Consider the following 16,752-nt stretch of genomic DNA (forward strand, 5'->3'; position numbering starts at 1 on the left):
AGGAGAGGGAATGAACGGTGGGGTCTTCCTCATCGGTGGGGGCTGGGACGCGCCCGAGGTGTACGGGCCGTTCCTGCGGGCCGTGGGTGAGGGCCGCCGTATCGGATGTGTGCTCGTCGACGAGGGGGACGGCGAGAAGCAGTTCGCCCGGTACGCGGAGGCGTTGCGGAGCGCGGGGGCCGGGGCGGGTGTGCCGGTGCCGTTGCTGGTGCCGCTCGGCGGGCGGTTCGAGCCGGACGACCTGCTGAAGAACGCCCCGTCGGCGGACGGCGTGGGCGGGCTGCTGGTGTGCGGCGGGCTCACGCCCGCGTACCAGGACGCGTTCGCGGCGGATGCCGAGCGGCTGACCGGGCTGCTCGCCGAGCGCGGCATCCCGTACGCCGGGTTCTCCGCCGGTGCCGTGCTCGCCGCGCGGCGGGCCGTGGTCGGCGGCTGGCTGACGGACGGGGTCCCGGTCTGCCCGCCGGACACCGCCGAGGACCTGGAAGAGGTCGAGGTCCGGCCGGGCCTCGGTCTGGTCCCGTTCGCGGTGGACGTGCACGCGGCCCAGTGGGGCACGCTGGGGCGGCTGGTCGCGGCCGTGGCCCGCGGGTCGGTGCCGTACGGCGTGGCGATCGACGAGAACACCGTGCTGGAGGTGGCGGACGGGCGGGGCCGGGTCGGCGGCCGCGGGCGCGTCCATGTCGTACGGCCGGCGGACGACGGCGACGTGCGCACAGGTGACGCGCGTAGCGGTGGCGGGGCGGGTGCGGTCGTACGGTCGTACGCGCCCGGTGAGTCCGTCCCGTTGGGTCAGCCGCCGCTGCCGTAGGGGCGGGTGAGGATCTCCAGGCGGTGGCCGTCGGGGTCGTCGAAGTAGGCACCGCGGCCGCCGTCGTTGGTGTTGATCTCCCCGGGACGGCTGTGGGACGGGTCGGCCCAGTAGCTGAGGCCGGCCTCCCGGACCCGGGTGAAGATCTCGTCGAAGTCGTCCTCGGAGACCAGGAAGGCGTAGTGCTGCGACGGGATCTTCCCGGGGGTGTCCATGTAGTCGAGGGTGACGCCGTTCGGCACCGCGACCGGGACGAACGGGCCGTATTCAGGGCTCACCTGAAGGCCGAGGATGTCGGCGAGGAACCTGGCCGACGCGTGCTTGTCGTGTGCGGCGACGATGGTGTGGTTCAGATTCACGGTCATCGTGGCACCTCCTCCTGTCCAACCTACCCCCGGCACCAGCCGAGGTAAGGCTGACCTCGGCTGGTGCTCGCCGGAGTCCCCGCATCCGCTCCGCGGACCCGAGTGACTCAGATCGTCGCCGTGTCGATCACGAAGCGGTAGTGGACGTCGCTGCGCACGACCCGGTCGTACGCCTCGTTGATCTGGTCGGCGTTGATGAGTTCGATCTCGGCGCCCAGGTTGTGCGCGGCGCAGAAGTCGAGCATCTCCTGGGTCTCCGGGATGCCGCCGATGTTGGAGCTGCTCAGGACGCGGCGGTGGCCGAAGACGGAGGAGAGGAGGATACGGACCGGCTCCTCCGGGATGCCCACGTTCACCATCGCGCCGTCGGTGCGCAGCAGCGACAGGTAGCCGTCGAAGTCGAGCGGCGCCGACACTGTGTTGAGGATGATGTCGAAGGTGCCCTTGAGGTCCTGGAAGGTCTTCGGGTCGCTGGTCGCGTGGTAGTGCGTCGCGCCCAGCTTCAGGCCGTCGTCCTTCTTGCGGAGCGTCTGGGACAGGACGGTGACCTCCGCGCCCAGGGCGGCGGCGATCTTCACGCCCATGTGGCCCAGGCCGCCGAGACCGACGACCGCGACCTTCTTGCCGGGACCGGCGTTCCAGTGCTTCAGCGGGGAGTAGGTGGTGATGCCGGCGCACAGCAGGGGGGCGGCGACGTCGAGGGGAAGGCCGTCCGGGATGCGGACGACGTAGTTCTCGTCAACGACGATCTTCCGCGCGTAGCCGCCGTAGGTGGGCTGCCCGTCCTTGCCGACGGCGTTGTACGTCCAGGTGGGGCCACCGCCGGTGCAGTACTGCTGGAGACCGGCCTTGCAGTTGTCGCACGTGCGGCAGGAGTCGACCATGCAGCCGACGCCCACCCGGTCCCCCACCGCGTACTTCGTGACACCCGGGCCGACCTCCGAGACGACGCCGGCGATCTCGTGACCGGGCACCATCGGGAAGATCGCCGTACCCCAGCCCTCACGGGCCTGGTGGATGTCGGAGTGACAGATACCGGCGAACTCGATGTCGATGAGGACGTCGGACTCGCCGACCGCGCGCCGCTCGATCGTGGTCCGCTCCAGCGGGGCCTTCGCGGCGGGCGCGGCAAAAGCAGCAACAGTGGTCATGAGGGGGCTCTCCTAGGGATGTCCTTCGCGCCCGGTCGCCTTCTTCCGTCCCGGGTGCCCTTCCAGAGTCCTCCACGCTACGTCCGTCACCCAGCCCCCGCCTCTGCGTACGTCTGCCGTGCCTACCACTGGCGGGGTCAGGTTCCGGTGCGTACGACCGTGAATACTGGAGGTATGGAAGACCGGCCCCTGCCCCCCGCCTCCCCCACCGTGCCCCTGGACCGGCGTGCCGAGCTCAGTGAGTTCCTGCGCACCCGGCGGGCCCGGCTGCGCCCGTCGGACGTGGGGCTGCCGGACTTCGGGCGGCACCGCAGGGTGCCGGGGCTGCGGCGCGAGGAGCTGGCTCAGCTGGCCGGGGTGTCGGTGGCGTACTACACGCGCCTGGAGCAGGGCAACGGGCAGAACGTGTCGGCGGAGGTGCTGGACTCGATCGCCCGCGCGCTGCGGCTCACCGACGCGGAGCACGCGCATCTCACGCATCTCGCCAAGGGCAAGCAGCACAAGAAGAAGGCGTCGGCGCGGCCCCAGCAGGTGCGGGCGTCGCTCGGACAGCTGCTGGACTCGCTGGAGAGCGTGCCGGCGTACATCGTAGGGCGGCGCTCGGAGATCCTGGCGTGGAACCGGATGGCGGCGGCGGTCTTCGGCGACTGGGGGGAGCTGCCGGCGGCGGAGCGCAACTGGGCCCGGCTGACGTTTCTGCGGCCCGACTACCGCGAGCTGTTCGTGGAGTGGGAGCAGAAGGCGATCGACATCGTGTGCCAGCTGCGGATGGACGCGGGCTGCTATCCCGACGACCCCCGGCTGTCCGCGCTGGTCGGCGAGCTCTCGGTCAAGAGCGAGGAGTTCCGCCGGCTCTGGGCGACCCACGACGTCAAGGAGAAGTCGTACGGGATGAAGCGGATGCAGCACCCGCTGGTGGGTGAGCTGTTCCTGAACTACGAGTCGTTCCGCATGGCCGGTGACCAGGACCAGGCCCTGATCACGTACCACGCGGAGCCGGGCTCGGCGTCCGCCGAGGCGCTGCGTCTGCTGGCCAGCTGGGGCACCGACGCCAGCCGGGCGACCCCGGCGCCCTGAGCGCGGGCATGGAGAACGGCCCGCCGGAAGCCGCGCTTCCGGCGGGCCGCTCGCTGGGTGCTACTCAGCGGCTACGGCTCACTTGGCGTAGTACGCGTTGTAGATGGAGATCGTCGACTTGTTGCCCTTCTTGTCGGCGATCTTGGCGTGGAACGAGATGGCCTTGCCCTTGGCCGGGTTCTTGACGGTGATCTTGCCGTGGCTCACCGTCAGCTTCTTCCAGGTCTGGCCGTAGTCGTAGGACACGTAGACCGTGAGGGACTTGAGGTTGCGGCCCGCGGCCGCGCCCTCGACGGTGACCGGGAAGGTGACGGTCTTGCCCGCCGCGACGCGGCTGTCCAGGCCGGTCTGGGCGCCGAAGTGGACCGTGGAGGCCGGGAGCTGGGCCAGCGGGCTGCTGCTCCCGGGCTTCTTCGAGTGGAAGGTCCAGCTCGCGTCGATCCGGGTGGAGGCGGCGGCGACCTTGACCGAGCGGATGACCGAGGTGGTCAGCTTGTACTCGGCGTCACCGGAGGGCACCGTGAACACGCCGTCGCCGAAGAGCGGGTCGTGGTTGGAGGCCACCTTGGTGCCGTTGCGGTACAGGGTGGTGTTCACCGAGAGGAAGGCGGACGACCCGGGGTGCTTGGCGCTGTCGGAGAACAGCGGGACGATGCCGAAGATCTGGTTGTCGGTCCGGAACAGACCGTACTGGCTGCCCAGGTGCGGACCGAAGACCGCCGTGTTGAAGGTGTTCCGGTAGGACTGGCCGGCCTTGTACGCCTTCACGTCGTCCACCGTGTAGAAGGCGTCGGCGATCGGCAGGCCCTGGGCGTCGTGGCCGGTGTACTGGGTGAAGTCGAAGGCCCACTGGGCGCCGTCGGTGGTGGAGAGGTGGAAGGTGCGGGTGCCGGGCAGCTTCTGCTCCACCGCGTCGCCCATGACGAGGTCGTCGCCGATGACGCCCCACGGGGCGACCGAGCCGGTCTTGTTGGCGGCCGAGGCGCCCACGGAGTTCCTGACCGTGGCGAGCTCGCTCGTCTTGAAGTGCCGGACCTTGTCACCCTGGAGCTTCTTGACCTGGGCGCTGGTGGCGACGTCGTACTCCTCGTCGGCGCCCTTGGTGAACTGGGCGCTCCAGGTCTGGGTCAGACCGCTCGCGACCTCGCCGCCCAGCGGTGCGACCCGGATCTTGTCGAAGGTGTCGAAGCCGATGCCGAACCCGACGCCGGCCGGCTCGTACATGTAGTCGACGGTCGCCGAGTGCGGGGTGGCCTGGGTGTCCGGCACGGTGATGTCGGCGGACTTGGCGGTGCGGGCGTCGATGGTGAGCGTGAGGTCCTTGGTGACGCTCAGCTTCGGGTTGACCAGCCAGTCGATGCCGCCGTCGAAGGTGGTGAAGTCCTTGGCGATCCAGGCGTCGAGCAGGTACGTGCCCTTGGGCACCCGGAATGTGGCGGTCCCGGTGCCGGAGACCGGCACGGTGTAGTCGCGGCCGTTGCCGAGGCCCGAGTAGCCCGCCAGGTCGGTGCTGTAGACACCGGTCGGGTTCCCGTCGCGTCCGATGTGCTTGACGGTGACGCTGTACGACTGCACCTCACGCTGGACCGCGGCCGCCGTGCGGACGCTCTGGCCGCCGCCGGTCGCCGTCACGTACGCCGAGTAGGCGCCGTCCAGGGTGCCGCCCAGCTTGGTGTTGACGGTGAGGCCGACCGTGGCCTGGCCGCCCGCCGGTACGGTCACCTTGGTCGCGCCCAGCGTGAAGAAGCCGGCCGGGGCCGCCGCGCCCTTGGGGTCGGTGCCCGTCGCCGCGAGGCTGAGGGTGACGTCCTTGGTGCCGAGGTTGCGGTACGTCAGCTGCTTGGTGACCGGGGTGTCGTCGGTGTGCGGCCACTGCTGCACACCGAAGTTCACCGATGACGGGTCGGCGATGACGGTCTGCTTGATGGCCTTGTCGACGGCGATCCGGCCCGTGCCCTGCTGGAACGGCGTGTACTTGCCGGCCTTCGCGGATCCGGTGAGGGCCGCCTTCAGCTCCTGGAAGCCCCAGTCGGGGTGTTCCTGCTTGAGGATGGCGGCGGCGCCCGCGACATGCGGGGTGGCCATCGACGTACCGGAGATGGTCAGGTAGCCGGGCGGGTTCTCGCCGACCTCCTGGTCGATGACGCTGCCCTTGGCCGCGGCCGCGGTGATGTCGACGCCGGGCGCGGTGACGTCCGGCTTGATGGAGCCGTCGGCGGCGGGGCCGGTGGAGGAGAAGTCGGCCAGCTTGTCGTTGCCGTCGACGGCGCCGACGGTGAGCGCGTCGGCGGCGCTGCCCGGCGAACCGATCGACTCGGGACCCTCGTTGCCCGCGGCGATCGCGAACAGGATGCCCTTCTGCTCGGAGAGCTTGTTGACCTCCGCTTCCAGCGGGTCGATCTCCGGGGTGTCGTACCCGCCGAGGCTGAGGTTGACGACGGAGGCGCCCTCGGCCGCCGCCCACTCCATGCCGGCGAGGATGCCGGAGTCGTCACCGGAGCCGGTGTCGTCCAGGACCTTGCCGTTGAGGATCTTCGCGCCGGGCGCGACACCCGTGTACTTGCCGTGCGACTTGGCGCCGGTGCCGGCCGCGATGGACGCGACGTGCGTGCCGTGGCCGAAGTGGTCCGAGGCGTCGGCGGCCGAGGTGAAGTTCTTGGACTCGATCACCTGGTCCTTGAGGTCCGGGTGGGTGGTGTCCACACCGGTGTCCAGGACGGCTATCTTCACGCCCTTGCCGTTGTAACCGGCGGCCCACGCCGTGGGGGCGCCGATCTGCGGCACGGACTTGTCCAGGCTGGCCTTGCGGACGCCGTCGAGCCAGACGTGCGCGATACCGGAGGCCGCCCTGTCCCCGTTGGTGACGGCGTCCCACAGCTCCGGCGTGTCCTTGACCGGGGTCTGCACGGCGTCCGCGTTCAGCGCCTTCAGGCTGTGCCGCAGGGTGCCCGCGTCCCGGACGTCGGCCTTGGTCGCGGTGGCGGCACCGCTGTAGCCGACGATGACCTTCAGGCCGTTCTTCTGCGCCCTGCGGGTCGCGGCCTTGTTCAACTCGGTGACGTCGAAGAGCCGTCGGTCCAGCTTGCCGGAGGCCACCAGCTGGACGGCGTCACCCGGGACGACGAGGGTGTGCCCGTCGACCTTGCTGATCCGGAACGGTATGTGCTGGCGTCCCTCGGCCCGCTCCAGGCCGACGACGCGCCCCTTGGCGTCGAGGGCGACCCGGTCGCCGGTGATCAGGGTGACATGGTGCTTGGCCGTGAGCGACGCGGCGGCCGCGGCCGTGGCGGCGCGCGGTTCCGGCTTCGCCGAGGCCGGGCTGGTCATGCCCGCGGCGAGCGCGACGGCCGCCGCCGCGGCCACTGTGGCCGCGGCGGCTCTTTTCACTTGTCTGCGCAAGACTCCCCCTGGGAGACGGTGTCCCGGGCGAATTCCCCGTTCACCCGGCCGGGGCAAGCCTCGTACGCACATGCGTCAACCCCCCGGAACACGGAGTATGCCGGGGGGTGATCAGCGAGCTCAATAGATGAGAGACCGGTGAGAGGAGTACGTGAGAACTGTTACCCGCCGGGGCGAACACCGTTACACAACCGCGCGGTCGCACGGGCCGCACCGGTGTTATGCGCCCGCGTTCTCCTTGACGGTGATCCTGCCCTTGCGGATGGTCGCCAGGCGCGGGGCCTTCTTCGCGATCGCGGAGTCGTGCGTGACCATGATGAAGGTCAGCCCGTGCTCCTTCCACATGCGGTCCAGTACGTCCATGATCTCGTCGCGCATGCCCTCGTCGAGGTTGCCGGTGGGCTCGTCGGCGAGCAGCACCTTGGGCTGCTTGACCAGGGCCCGGGCGATGGCGACGCGCTGCTGCTGGCCGCCGGACATCTCACCGGGCAGGTGGCCGAGGCGCTCCCCGAGACCGACCGACGTCAGCGCCTCGGCGGCGCGTTCACGCCGTTCCTTGGTCTTGACGCCGAGCGGGACGAGGGCGGTCTCGACGTTCTCCTGGGCGGTGAGCGTCGGGATCAGGTTGAACGACTGGAAGACGAAGCCGATGCCGGCGCTGCGGACCGACGTGAGTTTCGCCTCGGAGAGCTTGGCCAGGTCGGTGCCGTCGAGGACGACCTCGCCGGAGGTCGGGCGGTCCAGTCCGCCGAGCATCTGCAGGAGCGTGGACTTGCCGCCGCCGGTGGGGCCCTGGATGACCAGGCGGTCGCCGTCGGCGATGGTGAGGTCGACGCCGTCGAGGGCCCGGACGATGTCCTTGCCGCGTGCGTAGAGCTTGGTGACGTTTCTGAGTTCGTACATGGTGGCTCCTGGAGGTATTGGGGGGCGGTCGGTTGTCGGCTGCGGGCCGGTGGGGGTTGTTCGCGCAGTTCCCCGCGCCCCTGAAGGGGCGCGCTGTCCAGCCGTGTCTCATAAGCCGCGGGCAGTCGTGCCGCTGGGCGATGGGGGTCCCCCCGCGCGAGCGAAGCCGAGCGTGGGGGAGGGTGGGCGCTGGGGGTCCCCCCGGCCGAAGGCTGGGGGAGGCACCCTGCCGGCGCCGGTGAGCGTCCCCACCCCCGCCCCAGCCACAGCCGACGTCGGCTACTCGACCCGCCGCAGCGCGTCCGCAGGCCGCAGCCTCGACGCGCGCCAGCCGCCGAACGCGCCCGCGATCAGGCCGCCGGCCACCGCGAGGCCCACCGCCAGGACGATCGTCGTGACGCTGACCGGGGCCGTGAGGGCGACCTCCAGGGTCTTGGCGGCCTGCCGGCCGGGACCGCCGCCGAAGCCGCCGCCACCACCGCCGCCGAACCCGCCACCACCGGCGCCACCACCACCGCCGCCGAGGGACGCCTCCAGCGTGGGGCTGATCGAGGTGACGACGTACGCGCCGGCCAGGCCGAGCGCGATACCGAGCGCACCGCCGACCAGACCGTTGACCATGGCCTCGCCGACGACCTGCCGGGTGACCCGGCCGGACTTCCAGCCCAGCGCCTTCAGCGTGCCGAACTCACGGACGCGGCGGGAGACCGCCGAGGACGTGAGCAGGCCGGCGACCAGGAACGCCGCCACGAGCACCGCGATGGACAGCCACTTGCCGACGTTGGTGGCGAGCGAGGACGCCGTGGACAGCGAGCCGGAGACCGTGTCCGCGAGGTCGGCGGAGGTGGTGACCGTAGTGCCGGAGACGTTGCTCTGGATGGTCTTCTTCACCGAGGAGATCTGCTTGGAGTCGGTCGCCTTGACGTAGATCGTGGTGACCTTGTTCTTCTCGTCGGCGAGCGTCTGCGCCTGCTTCAGCGGCATGTACAGGTTGGCGGCCGCGTCACCGCTGTCGGCCGTCGCGATGCCGATGATCGTGAACTTGACCTTGTTGATGGTGACGGTCGAACCGACCTTGTACTTCTTCTGCTTGGCGTACGCCGAGTCGGCGACCAGCACCTTGGCGTTCGTCTCGGTGGTCTTGAAGGTACGGCCGCTGGTGATCTTCGACGAGGTCAGCGGGCCGATGCCGGTCCGGGTGACGTCGGTGCCGTAGACCGTGTACGAGTTGACGTCGAAGTTGGCGCCGCCGCCCCTGACCTCACCCTGCGGCTGGCCTTCGCCACCGCGGCCGAAGCCGCCGCCGTTTCCGCCGGACCCCGGGTTCTGCTGGAACTGACCCCGGGTGAACTGGCCGCTGATCTTGACCACGTTGAGGTTCAGCCCGCCGACCGCGGTCGCGACGCCCTTCTGGTCGCCGACCTTGGTGACGGTGGTGGCGGCGAGGGTGGTGAAGCCCTGCACCACGACGCGGTCACTGCTCTGCGTGCTCGACGAGCCGTTGTTCTGCGCGTCGAAGTTGAAGCGGGGACGCTGGGAGGCGCCCGTGGACGCCGACGCGGCCTTGGTGACCGTCATGTCCGTACCCAGGCCGTACAGCGACTGGAGGACCTTGTCCTGCGCCTTGCCCATGCCGTTGGACACGGAGTTGACCACGATGACCAGTGCGATGCCCAGCGCGAGGCCGGAGGCGACGACGAGAGCCGCCTTTCTGCGGCGGCGCAGTTCGCGCCTCAGGTAGGTGAAGAACATGACCGCAAGGTAGGGACGCACCGTGATGGCTCGATAAGGCCCAAATAAGAGATGCATGAGAAGGCTGTACGCGGGCCAGGAACAGCCCCGCACCGGGCTGTCAGCACACTCCGCCACGCGGACACCCGGTCGGGCCCGGGCAGCCGACGCTCCGTCACCTCGGGGGTGCAGGCACCGGTTGACCGGACGCGGAGGACGGCCGTCCCGGTGCTTCCGGATGGCAGCGGTTCCGGGCCGAGCAGGTCGTCGTCACCGCCCGCACGGCCTCCGTACCCCTCACGTGCCGGAGGTCCGCGACCTCTCGTCGTCGTGCCGGCAGGCGGCGAGGAGGAAGAGCCAGATCTCGCTGACGGTAGGGAAGCAGGCGATCGCGTGCCTGAGCCGTTTGAGCGGGACCTCGCCGGCGACCGCGATGGTGGCCGAGTGCAGGAGCTCGCTGACGCCCGGGCCGACGAAGGTGACTCCGAGGAGGACTTCCCTGTCGAGGTCGACGACCAGCCGGGCGTGGCCCTGGTAACCGTCGGCGTAGAGGTTGGCGCCTTGGGCCGCGTTGAAGTCGAGGTCGACGGTCCTGACGTGGTGGCCCGCGTCGACGGCCTGCTGGGCGGTCAGGCCCACCGCGCCCGCCTCCGGGTCGCTGAAGAAGACCTGGGGTACGGCGTGCTGGTCGGCGGTGGTGGCGTGGTCGCCCCAGGGCGCGTCGTCCAGCGGACGGCCGGCTGCGCGAGCACCGATGGCGTCGCCCGCTGTGCGGGCCTGGTACTTGCCCTGGTGGGTGAGCAGGGCGCGGTGGTTGACGTCGCCGAGGGCGTACAGCCAGTCGCCGTCGACTCCGGTGACCAGGCAGGTGGTGTCCACGTCCAGCCAGGAGCCGGGGGTGAGGCCGACCGTGTCCAGGCCGAGATCGTCCGTGGCCGGCGTCCGGCCGGTGGCGAACATGACCTCGTCGGCCTCCAGCCGGCTGCCGTCGTCGAGGGTGAGGGTGACCGGCCCCGCGGGGTCAGGGCGGTGCAGAGCGGCCACCCGCGCACCGATCCGGACGTCCACGCCCGCCTCGGTCAGGCCCTGGGCGACCAGTTCGCCGGCGAAGGGTTCCATGCGAGGGATCAGGCGGCGGCGCGCGAGCAGGGTGACATGTGAGCCGAGGCCCTGCCAGAGGGTGGCCATCTCGATGGCGACGCCGCCGCCCCCGACGATGACGAGGCGGGCGGGCACGGTGCTGGAGTCGGTGCCGTGCCGGTTGGTCCAGGGTCGGGCCTCCGCGATGCCCGGGATGTCGGGCAGCGCCGGTCGGCTGCCGGTGGCGACGGCCACCGCATGCCGGGCCACGAGGGACTGCCGGGTGCCGTCGTCCCGGGTGACGGTGACACGGCGGGGGCCGTCGAGGCGGCCGTGACCACGGAAGAGGTCGGCGCCGATGGACTTGACGAACAGGGCCTGGCCGGAGTCGTCCCAGTCGGTGACGTAGCGGTCGCGGCGGGCGAAGACCCCGTCGGTGTCGATCCGGCCGGTGACGGCCTGCCGCGCACCGTCCACACGCCGGGCATCGGCGACCGCGATGACCGGCCGTAGCAGCGCCTTGCTGGGCACGCACGCCCAGTAGGAGCATTCGCCGCCCACGAGTTCCCTTTCCACGACGGCTACGGAGAGACCGGCGGCGCGGGCACGGTCGGCGACGTTCTGGCCGACCGGCCCGGCGCCCAGCACGATCACGTCATAAGGGGTGTCCGCGTGGCTTTCGTGCGGTGCGCTCATGGTCTTCCTCGCATTCCTGGGAGTACCTGACGACGGTCGACGTCGTGCTGGTCACGGTGGTACCGATGCCGCTCGTCGGGCCTGGCCGGAGAAGCCGGCCCGTCGGGCGGGTCAGGGGGCGCGGCGCTCGGTCGTGGATGTGCGGGGTGACGCCGGCCGTTCGCTGCCGCTGTCGGCGTGCGGCCGTGCGCGGGTGGGCGGACTCGGCGTGCCGGACACGCTCCAGCCCCTCGGCGTCGGCCTCGGCGGCGTGTGCCCTGTGCAGGTGTGGCCGGAGAGGCAGTAGGTGCAATTGTCGTACTGGGCGGTAGCGATCGCCAGCCGCTCCCGCACGACAGAGGGGATCACGCCCCCGCCGAGGGGCTGGGGGTGGGCGCTGCGCTGGCTGACAGCCCTTCACGGACGGAAGCTTGAAGGGGGCCGACTTCCGTCGCCGGGTGCGGCGGCACCCCACCCACGACACGACCTAACCGATTAAAGCTCCTTGACAGGTTAGCTGAGCCATGCTCGACTGAATCTAACCGGCAAAACTTCATTGAGAGGTTAGATATGTCTTCAGCAGTCCATCACCGCACCGCCACAGTCAAGGGCCTCGAGGTCTTCTACCGGGAGGCCGGCGACCCCCAGGCACCCGTAGTCGTGCTGCTGCACGGCTTCCCGACCAGCTCGCACATGTTCCGCCACCTGATCCCGGCGCTCGCAGACCGTTACCGTGTGATCGCCCCCGACCACGTCGGATTCGGGCAGTCCGCGATGCCCGCCCCGCAGGACTTCCCCTACACCTTCGACGCCCTCACCGACGTCACCTCCGGCCTGCTCCGGCAGTTGCGCATCGACCGGTTCGCGATGTACGTGCAGGACTACGGCGCCCCCATCGGCTGGCGACTCGCCCTCCAGGCGCCCGACCGCATCACCGCGATCATCACCCAGAACGGCAACGCCTACGAAGAGGGCTTCGTCAAGCCCTTCTGGGACGGCGTGTTCGCCTACGCCAAGGACCCGGGACCGGACACCGAAGCCCCCATGCGGGGTGCCCTGACCCCCGAGATCACCCGCTGGCAGTACGTGAACGGTGTCGCCGACCCCAGCCTGGTCAGCCCCGACAACTGGATCCACGACCAGGCGCTGCTGGACCGCCCCGGCAACGACGAGATCCAGCTCAAGCTCTTCGGCGACTATCCCACCAACGTGGACCTCTACCCGCAGGTCCACGAGTACTTCCGCGACTCACAGGTCCCGCTGCTGGCGGCCTGGGGGGCAGGCGACGAGATCTTCGGCCCGGCGGGCGCGGAGGCATTCCGCCAGGACCTCCCCGATGCCGAGATCCACCTGATCGAGTCCGGGCACTTCGCCCTGGAGAGCCACCTTGAGACCATCACCGAGCACATCCGGGACTTCCTCGCCCGCGTCCTCGTCTGACGCGCAGGACGCCCGGCCGGCTGCGACCACATGGCCGCCTCCCACCGAGGACGCGGAAGGCGGCCGTCCCCCGGGGGGCGGCCGCCTTCCGTGTGGTGTGCGGACGGTGTGCGGTGGCTCAGACGGCCGAACCGGCCTTCCACTCGGCCCAGCTCATGTTCCAGCCGTTGAGGCCGTTGTCGGGGGCCACGGTCTTGTCGCCCGTGTGGGAGACGACCACGACATCGCCGACGATCGAGTGCGTGTACATCCAGTAGGCCGGCGTGGTGGTGTCGTTGGCGCCCTTGGTGTCGGACAGGCCCACACAGCCGTGGCTGGTGTTCACGGAACCGAAGACGGACTTGGCGCCCCAGTAGTTGCCGTGCAGGAAGGTGCCGGAGCTGGTGAGGCGGATGGCGTGCGGCACGTCCTTGATGTCGTACTCGGCCTTGCCGTCGTTGTCGGTGAAGCCGACGGTCGTGCCGTTCATGCGCGTCTGCTTGTACTTCTCGGACATCACCATGATGCCCTCGTACGTCGTGTGCTCCGGCGAACCGGCCGAGATCGGTATGGTCTTGACGGTCTTGCCGTCCTCGGTGACCTTCATCTCCTTGGTCTTGGCGTCGACGTAGGAGATCTGGTTGCGCCCGATGTGGAAGGTGACCGTCTTCTGCTGGACGCCGTAGACCCCGGAGGCGCCCTCGACACCGTCGAGCGCGAGCTTCAGCGTGACGGTGGAGTTCTCCTTCCAGTAGGTCTCGGGACGGCAGTCCATGCGCTGGGTGGAGAACCAGTGGCAGGCGACCTCCTGGCCGCTGCTGGAGGTGACCGTGACGCCCTTCTGGACGGCGGCCTTGTCGGTGATCTGCTTGTCGAAGTTGATCGACACGGGCATGCCGACGCCGACGGTCGAACCGTCCTCGGGGGTGAAGGTGCCTATGAAGCTGTTGGCCGGGGAGACCGTGGTGAAGGTCGCGTTCTCGTGCGCGACCAGACCGGCGGAGTCCTTGGCCTCGGCGGCCACCTTGTAGGTGGTCGACCGCTCCAGCTGGGCGTCGGGCTTCCAGCTCGTCTTGTCCGCGGACAGGGTGCCGGGGACCGCCTTGCCGTCGGCGGTGGTCATCGTCACACCGGTGAGGGAGCCCTTGCTGACGGTGACGGCGGCGGAGTTGTTGATGGACGCGCTGTCCGAGCCGTCCTTGGGTGTGATCCTGATGTCGGCCTGGGACGACTTCCTGGCCGCCGCCGCGTCCGCCTGGGACTGCGAGTTCTCACCGCTGCCGGACGACTTGTCGTCGCCGCCGGAACACGCCGTGAGCACCAGTACACCGCCGAGCAGTGCGGACGCGGCCATCAGACCCTTGCGCCGCTTACTGTCCGTCATCACACGCTTCTCCATCGTTGCCGAGTCCGCGAACACACGAGAGTCCCCCGTCAAGAGACCTGAACGCCGCGGCCGTGTCGTCCCGTTCCACATTCTTCGGATCTGTGGGGCACACCACGTCCGCAGGGGCGGCCGGCGCGGAAGGGGCCGGGCCGCGCACCCTCTGAGACGACGAGACCCCGGACGGCGGTTGCCGCCCGGGGTCACCGGTTCCCCGGATCGCTCAGCCGATGCCGTCGTCGTCGCCGTCGTAGCCCTCGCCGTCGTCATCATCCTCGTCGAGATCCCAGTCCGGCGAATCCGGATCGTAGGAAATCCGCTCGCTGGACCAGGAGGCCTGCTGGAGTTCGACGCCGGGCACCTCGCTGACCAGGTCGAACGGGTCGACGAGATAGGCGAGCGCCTCGGCGGTGTCTTCCGTCACAGCGGTCTCGGCCCGCGTCCGCTCCTCGCCGGGCAGCTCGGGATCCTCGGCGATCCGCCGCAACGCGGCCTGGGTGACCTTGTCGTCGTCCTCCACCTCAAGGACCAGCTCCACCCGAAGCCGTACAAAACGTGATGTCTCTGGAGTGCTCATGGCGGGAGCGTACGGCCGAAACGTCCCGTGACTTTCCCGTGACCCTCGATTTTCACTAACATCGGCCCACACGGCCAATTCGCCAGCGTCACAAGGGGATCGATATTCCGTGTCATCCGCTCGCCGCCCGTTGCTGACCGCCACCGCCGCAGGCACGCTCCTGTGCGCGCTGTGGTTCGTCCCGTCCGCCCACGCCTCCCAGGACGCCCCGGCGAGAACCGGCACGTCGGAGAGAGCGGCGAGTACGGCGACCCGCGTCACGCAGCAGGCCAGGGCGCTGTCCGAGGCCACCTCCGAGGCTGCCGGCGACGCCACCCAACTCGCCGACACCGGCAGCCCGGACACCACGCCCTACGTCATCGGCGGCACCCTTTTCCTCGCGGTCGGCGCCGGCTTCGTGGTCTACTCGGTCCGCCGGGAACGCCTGGAGTTCTAGGCGCGTCGGCCCCCCTTTGACCGGCGGGCCGACCAGCGACCCACGAGCACGACCGGCGCCCGCCACGAGAGGCCCGGGAAAGCAACCAGGGGCGCGGGGCTGTGCCGACATGCGGCTCCGCCGCGCGGGCGCGAGCAGCCCCCACGCGCCCGCGGCCGAGCAACCGCCCCACCCGCGGCCGAGCTAGCGCAGCGCCCCGGTCACCTTCTCCGCCGCCGCCACGACTCCCCCGCCCCGCACGAACTCCTCCGCCGCGGCGAGGTCGGGAGCCAAGTACCGGTCAGGTCCGGGCCCCTGCACTCCCGCGGCGCGCACCGCATCGATCACGGCCCGGGACGCCGGCGCCGGCGTCAGCCCCTCCCGCAGCTCGATCGCACGGGTCGCCGCGTACAGCTCGACGGCGATGACCCGCACCAGGTTCCCCACCGCCGTCCGCAGTTTGCGCGCGGCCGACCACCCCATCGACACGTGGTCCTCCTGCATCGCCGAGGACGGGATGGAGTCGGCCGACGCCGGAACGGCAAGCCGCTTCAGCTCGCTGACCAGCGCCGCCTGCGTGTACTGGGCGATCATCAGGCCGGAGTCGACCCCCGCGTCGTCCGCCAGGAACGGCGGGAGCCCGTGGCTGCGGTTCTTGTCCAGCAGCCGGTCCGTCCGCCGCTCGGCGATGGACCCGAGGTCGGCCACCGCGATGGCGAGGAAGTCGAGGACGTAGGCGACCGGCGCCCCGTGGAAGTTGCCGTTGGACTCGACCCTGCCGTCGGGCAGCACCACGGGGTTGTCGACGGCCGACGCCAGCTCCCGCTCGGCGACCAGCCGCGCGTGCGCGAGCGTGTCCCGGCCGGCACCGGCGACCTGCGGAGCACACCGCACCGAGTACGCGTCCTGGACGCGCGGCGCGTCGTCCTGGTGATGCCCGGTCAGCTGGGAGCCCTGCAGCACCGCGAGCATGTTGGCGGCGCTGTCGCCCTGCCCCGGATGCGGCCGGATGGCGTGCAGTTCGGGCGCGAGGACCTTGTCCGTGCCGAGCAGCGCCTCAAGGCTCAACGCGGCCGTGACGTCGGCGGACTTGTACAGCATGTCCAGGTCGGCGAGGGCCATGACCAGCATCCCCAGCATGCCGTCGGTGCCGTTGAGGAGCGCGAGCCCCTCCTTCTCGCGCAGTTCGACGGGGGCGATCCCGTGCGCGGCGAGCAGCTCACCGGCGGGCCGCAGGACCCCGTCGGGGCCCTCGGCCTCGCCCTCCCCCATGAGCGTGAGGGCGCAGTGCGACAGCGGGGCCAGGTCCCCGGAGCAGCCCAGGGAGCCGTACTCGTGCACGACCGGGGTGATGCCGGCGTTCAGCACGTCGGCCATGGTCCGGGCGACCTCGGGACGCACACCGGTGTGCCCGGAGCAGACGGTCTTCAGCCGCAGGAACATCAGGGCCCGTACGACCTCCCGCTCCACCCGCGGCCCCATCCCGGCCGCGTGCGAGCGGACGATGTTGCGCTGCAGCTGGGCGCGCAGCTCCTGGCTGATGTGCCGGGTCGCCAGGGCACCGAAGCCGGTGCTGACGCCGTAGACCGGTTCCGGTTTGGCCGCCAGCGCGTCCACGATCTCGCGGGCCGCCGCGAGGGCCGCGACCGCCTCCGCGGACAGTTCGATCCGGGCGCCGCCGCGCGCCACGGCGAGAACGTCGGACGTGGTGACACCGGACGTCCCCACCACCACAGTGTGCATATCCATATTCAGGAGCGTACGC

At 70.4% G+C, this 16,752-nt stretch carries 14 protein-coding genes; 4 read left to right on the forward strand and 10 right to left on the reverse strand.

Going from position 1 to position 16,752, the window contains the following annotated elements; all coding sequences use genetic code 11:
• The first annotated feature begins 10 nt into the window (after positions 1-10).
• On the forward strand, positions 11-811 hold the full coding sequence (locus LQ326_RS11275; RefSeq protein ID WP_234535243.1) for a type 1 glutamine amidotransferase family protein: 801 nt from the start codon (positions 11-13) through the stop codon (positions 809-811).
• Here the strand turns inward: LQ326_RS11275 and LQ326_RS11280 are convergent.
• Both LQ326_RS11280 and LQ326_RS11285 read right to left on the reverse strand, forming a co-directional pair.
• Positions 793-1,176 carry a VOC family protein gene (locus LQ326_RS11280; protein WP_234535245.1) on the reverse strand — a complete coding sequence of 128 codons (384 nt, stop codon included), beginning with the start codon at positions 1,174-1,176 and terminating at the stop codon, positions 793-795. The two genes, LQ326_RS11275 and LQ326_RS11280, sit on opposite strands and share 19 nt — an antisense overlap.
• A gap of 107 nt (positions 1,177-1,283) precedes the next feature.
• Positions 1,284-2,327, reverse strand: a complete 1,044-nt coding sequence (locus LQ326_RS11285; protein ID WP_234535246.1) for an NAD(P)-dependent alcohol dehydrogenase — start codon at positions 2,325-2,327, stop codon at positions 1,284-1,286.
• A gap of 174 nt (positions 2,328-2,501) precedes the next feature.
• On the opposite strand from LQ326_RS11285, the gene LQ326_RS11290 reads away from it, so the two are divergent.
• The gene (locus tag LQ326_RS11290; RefSeq protein WP_234535248.1) at positions 2,502-3,404 is read left to right on the forward strand and encodes a helix-turn-helix transcriptional regulator; all 903 of its coding nucleotides are present in this window, start codon (positions 2,502-2,504) and stop codon (positions 3,402-3,404) included.
• A 78-nt stretch (positions 3,405-3,482) separates the two neighbouring features.
• Here LQ326_RS11290 and LQ326_RS11295 read toward each other — a convergent pair whose 3' ends face one another.
• From LQ326_RS11295 to LQ326_RS47815, 5 genes are all read right to left on the reverse strand, one after another.
• Positions 3,483-6,791: a S8 family peptidase gene (locus tag LQ326_RS11295; RefSeq protein WP_234535251.1), complete on the reverse strand. Its 3,309-nt coding sequence runs from the start codon at positions 6,789-6,791 to the stop codon at positions 3,483-3,485.
• A 231-nt stretch (positions 6,792-7,022) separates the two neighbouring features.
• Complete coding sequence (locus LQ326_RS11300) at positions 7,023-7,706, reverse strand: ABC transporter ATP-binding protein (RefSeq protein ID WP_234535253.1); 684 nt, start codon at positions 7,704-7,706, stop codon at positions 7,023-7,025.
• A gap of 279 nt (positions 7,707-7,985) precedes the next feature.
• On the reverse strand, positions 7,986-9,458 hold the full coding sequence (locus tag LQ326_RS11305; RefSeq protein ID WP_234535255.1) for an ABC transporter permease: 1,473 nt from the start codon (positions 9,456-9,458) through the stop codon (positions 7,986-7,988).
• 276 nt (positions 9,459-9,734) lie between these two features.
• Positions 9,735-11,213, reverse strand: coding sequence for a dihydrolipoyl dehydrogenase family protein (locus LQ326_RS11310; protein WP_234535257.1), 1,479 nt, complete (start codon positions 11,211-11,213; stop codon positions 9,735-9,737).
• Positions 11,214-11,324: 111 nt separating this feature from the next.
• A complete protein-coding gene (locus tag LQ326_RS47815; protein ID WP_308401893.1) occupies positions 11,325-11,561 on the reverse strand; it encodes a carboxymuconolactone decarboxylase family protein in 237 nt (78 codons plus the stop codon).
• 201 nt (positions 11,562-11,762) lie between these two features.
• Here LQ326_RS47815 and LQ326_RS11315 point away from each other — a divergent pair, with 201 nt between their 5' ends.
• On the forward strand, positions 11,763-12,632 hold the full coding sequence (locus LQ326_RS11315) for an alpha/beta fold hydrolase (RefSeq protein ID WP_234535260.1): 870 nt from the start codon (positions 11,763-11,765) through the stop codon (positions 12,630-12,632).
• A gap of 118 nt (positions 12,633-12,750) precedes the next feature.
• On the opposite strand, the gene LQ326_RS11320 is transcribed toward LQ326_RS11315, so the two are convergent.
• Both LQ326_RS11320 and LQ326_RS11325 read right to left on the reverse strand, forming a co-directional pair.
• Positions 12,751-13,995, reverse strand: a complete 1,245-nt coding sequence (locus tag LQ326_RS11320) for a L,D-transpeptidase (protein ID WP_234535263.1) — start codon at positions 13,993-13,995, stop codon at positions 12,751-12,753.
• A gap of 223 nt (positions 13,996-14,218) precedes the next feature.
• Positions 14,219-14,572: a hypothetical protein gene (locus LQ326_RS11325; RefSeq protein WP_234535265.1), complete on the reverse strand. Its 354-nt coding sequence runs from the start codon at positions 14,570-14,572 to the stop codon at positions 14,219-14,221.
• Between the two features lie 109 nt (positions 14,573-14,681).
• On the opposite strand from LQ326_RS11325, the gene LQ326_RS11330 reads away from it, so the two are divergent.
• Positions 14,682-15,008: a hypothetical protein gene (locus LQ326_RS11330; RefSeq protein WP_234535267.1), complete on the forward strand. Its 327-nt coding sequence runs from the start codon at positions 14,682-14,684 to the stop codon at positions 15,006-15,008.
• Between the two features lie 183 nt (positions 15,009-15,191).
• Here LQ326_RS11330 and hutH read toward each other — a convergent pair whose 3' ends face one another.
• A complete protein-coding gene (gene hutH, locus LQ326_RS11335; RefSeq protein ID WP_234535485.1) occupies positions 15,192-16,730 on the reverse strand; it encodes a histidine ammonia-lyase in 1,539 nt (512 codons plus the stop codon).
• Between the last annotated feature and the right edge of the window lie 22 nt (positions 16,731-16,752).

Origin of the sequence: Streptomyces shenzhenensis (assembly GCF_021462265.1) — a bacterium.
Taxonomy (GTDB): domain Bacteria; phylum Actinomycetota; class Actinomycetes; order Streptomycetales; family Streptomycetaceae; genus Streptomyces; species Streptomyces shenzhenensis.

Bases quoted from the DNA above. Each gene is read 5' to 3' on its own strand.
- LQ326_RS11300 (WP_234535253.1), bottom strand. From the start codon at position 7,706: ATGTACGAACTCAGAAACGTCACCAAGCTCTACGCACGCGGCAAGGAC.
- LQ326_RS11310 (WP_234535257.1), bottom strand. From the start codon at position 11,213: ATGAGCGCACCGCACGAAAGCCACGCGGACACCCCTTATGACGTGATC.
- LQ326_RS11280 (WP_234535245.1), bottom strand. From the start codon at position 1,176: ATGACCGTGAATCTGAACCACACCATCGTCGCCGCACACGACAAGCAC.
- LQ326_RS11325 (WP_234535265.1), bottom strand. From the start codon at position 14,572: ATGAGCACTCCAGAGACATCACGTTTTGTACGGCTTCGGGTGGAGCTG.
- LQ326_RS11315 (WP_234535260.1), top strand. From the start codon at position 11,763: ATGTCTTCAGCAGTCCATCACCGCACCGCCACAGTCAAGGGCCTCGAG.
- LQ326_RS11305 (WP_234535255.1), bottom strand. From the start codon at position 9,458: ATGTTCTTCACCTACCTGAGGCGCGAACTGCGCCGCCGCAGAAAGGCG.
- LQ326_RS11275 (WP_234535243.1), top strand. From the start codon at position 11: ATGAACGGTGGGGTCTTCCTCATCGGTGGGGGCTGGGACGCGCCCGAG.
- LQ326_RS11285 (WP_234535246.1), bottom strand. From the start codon at position 2,327: ATGACCACTGTTGCTGCTTTTGCCGCGCCCGCCGCGAAGGCCCCGCTG.
- hutH (WP_234535485.1), bottom strand. From the start codon at position 16,730: ATGCACACTGTGGTGGTGGGGACGTCCGGTGTCACCACGTCCGACGTT.
- LQ326_RS11320 (WP_234535263.1), bottom strand. From the start codon at position 13,995: ATGACGGACAGTAAGCGGCGCAAGGGTCTGATGGCCGCGTCCGCACTG.
- LQ326_RS11290 (WP_234535248.1), top strand. From the start codon at position 2,502: ATGGAAGACCGGCCCCTGCCCCCCGCCTCCCCCACCGTGCCCCTGGAC.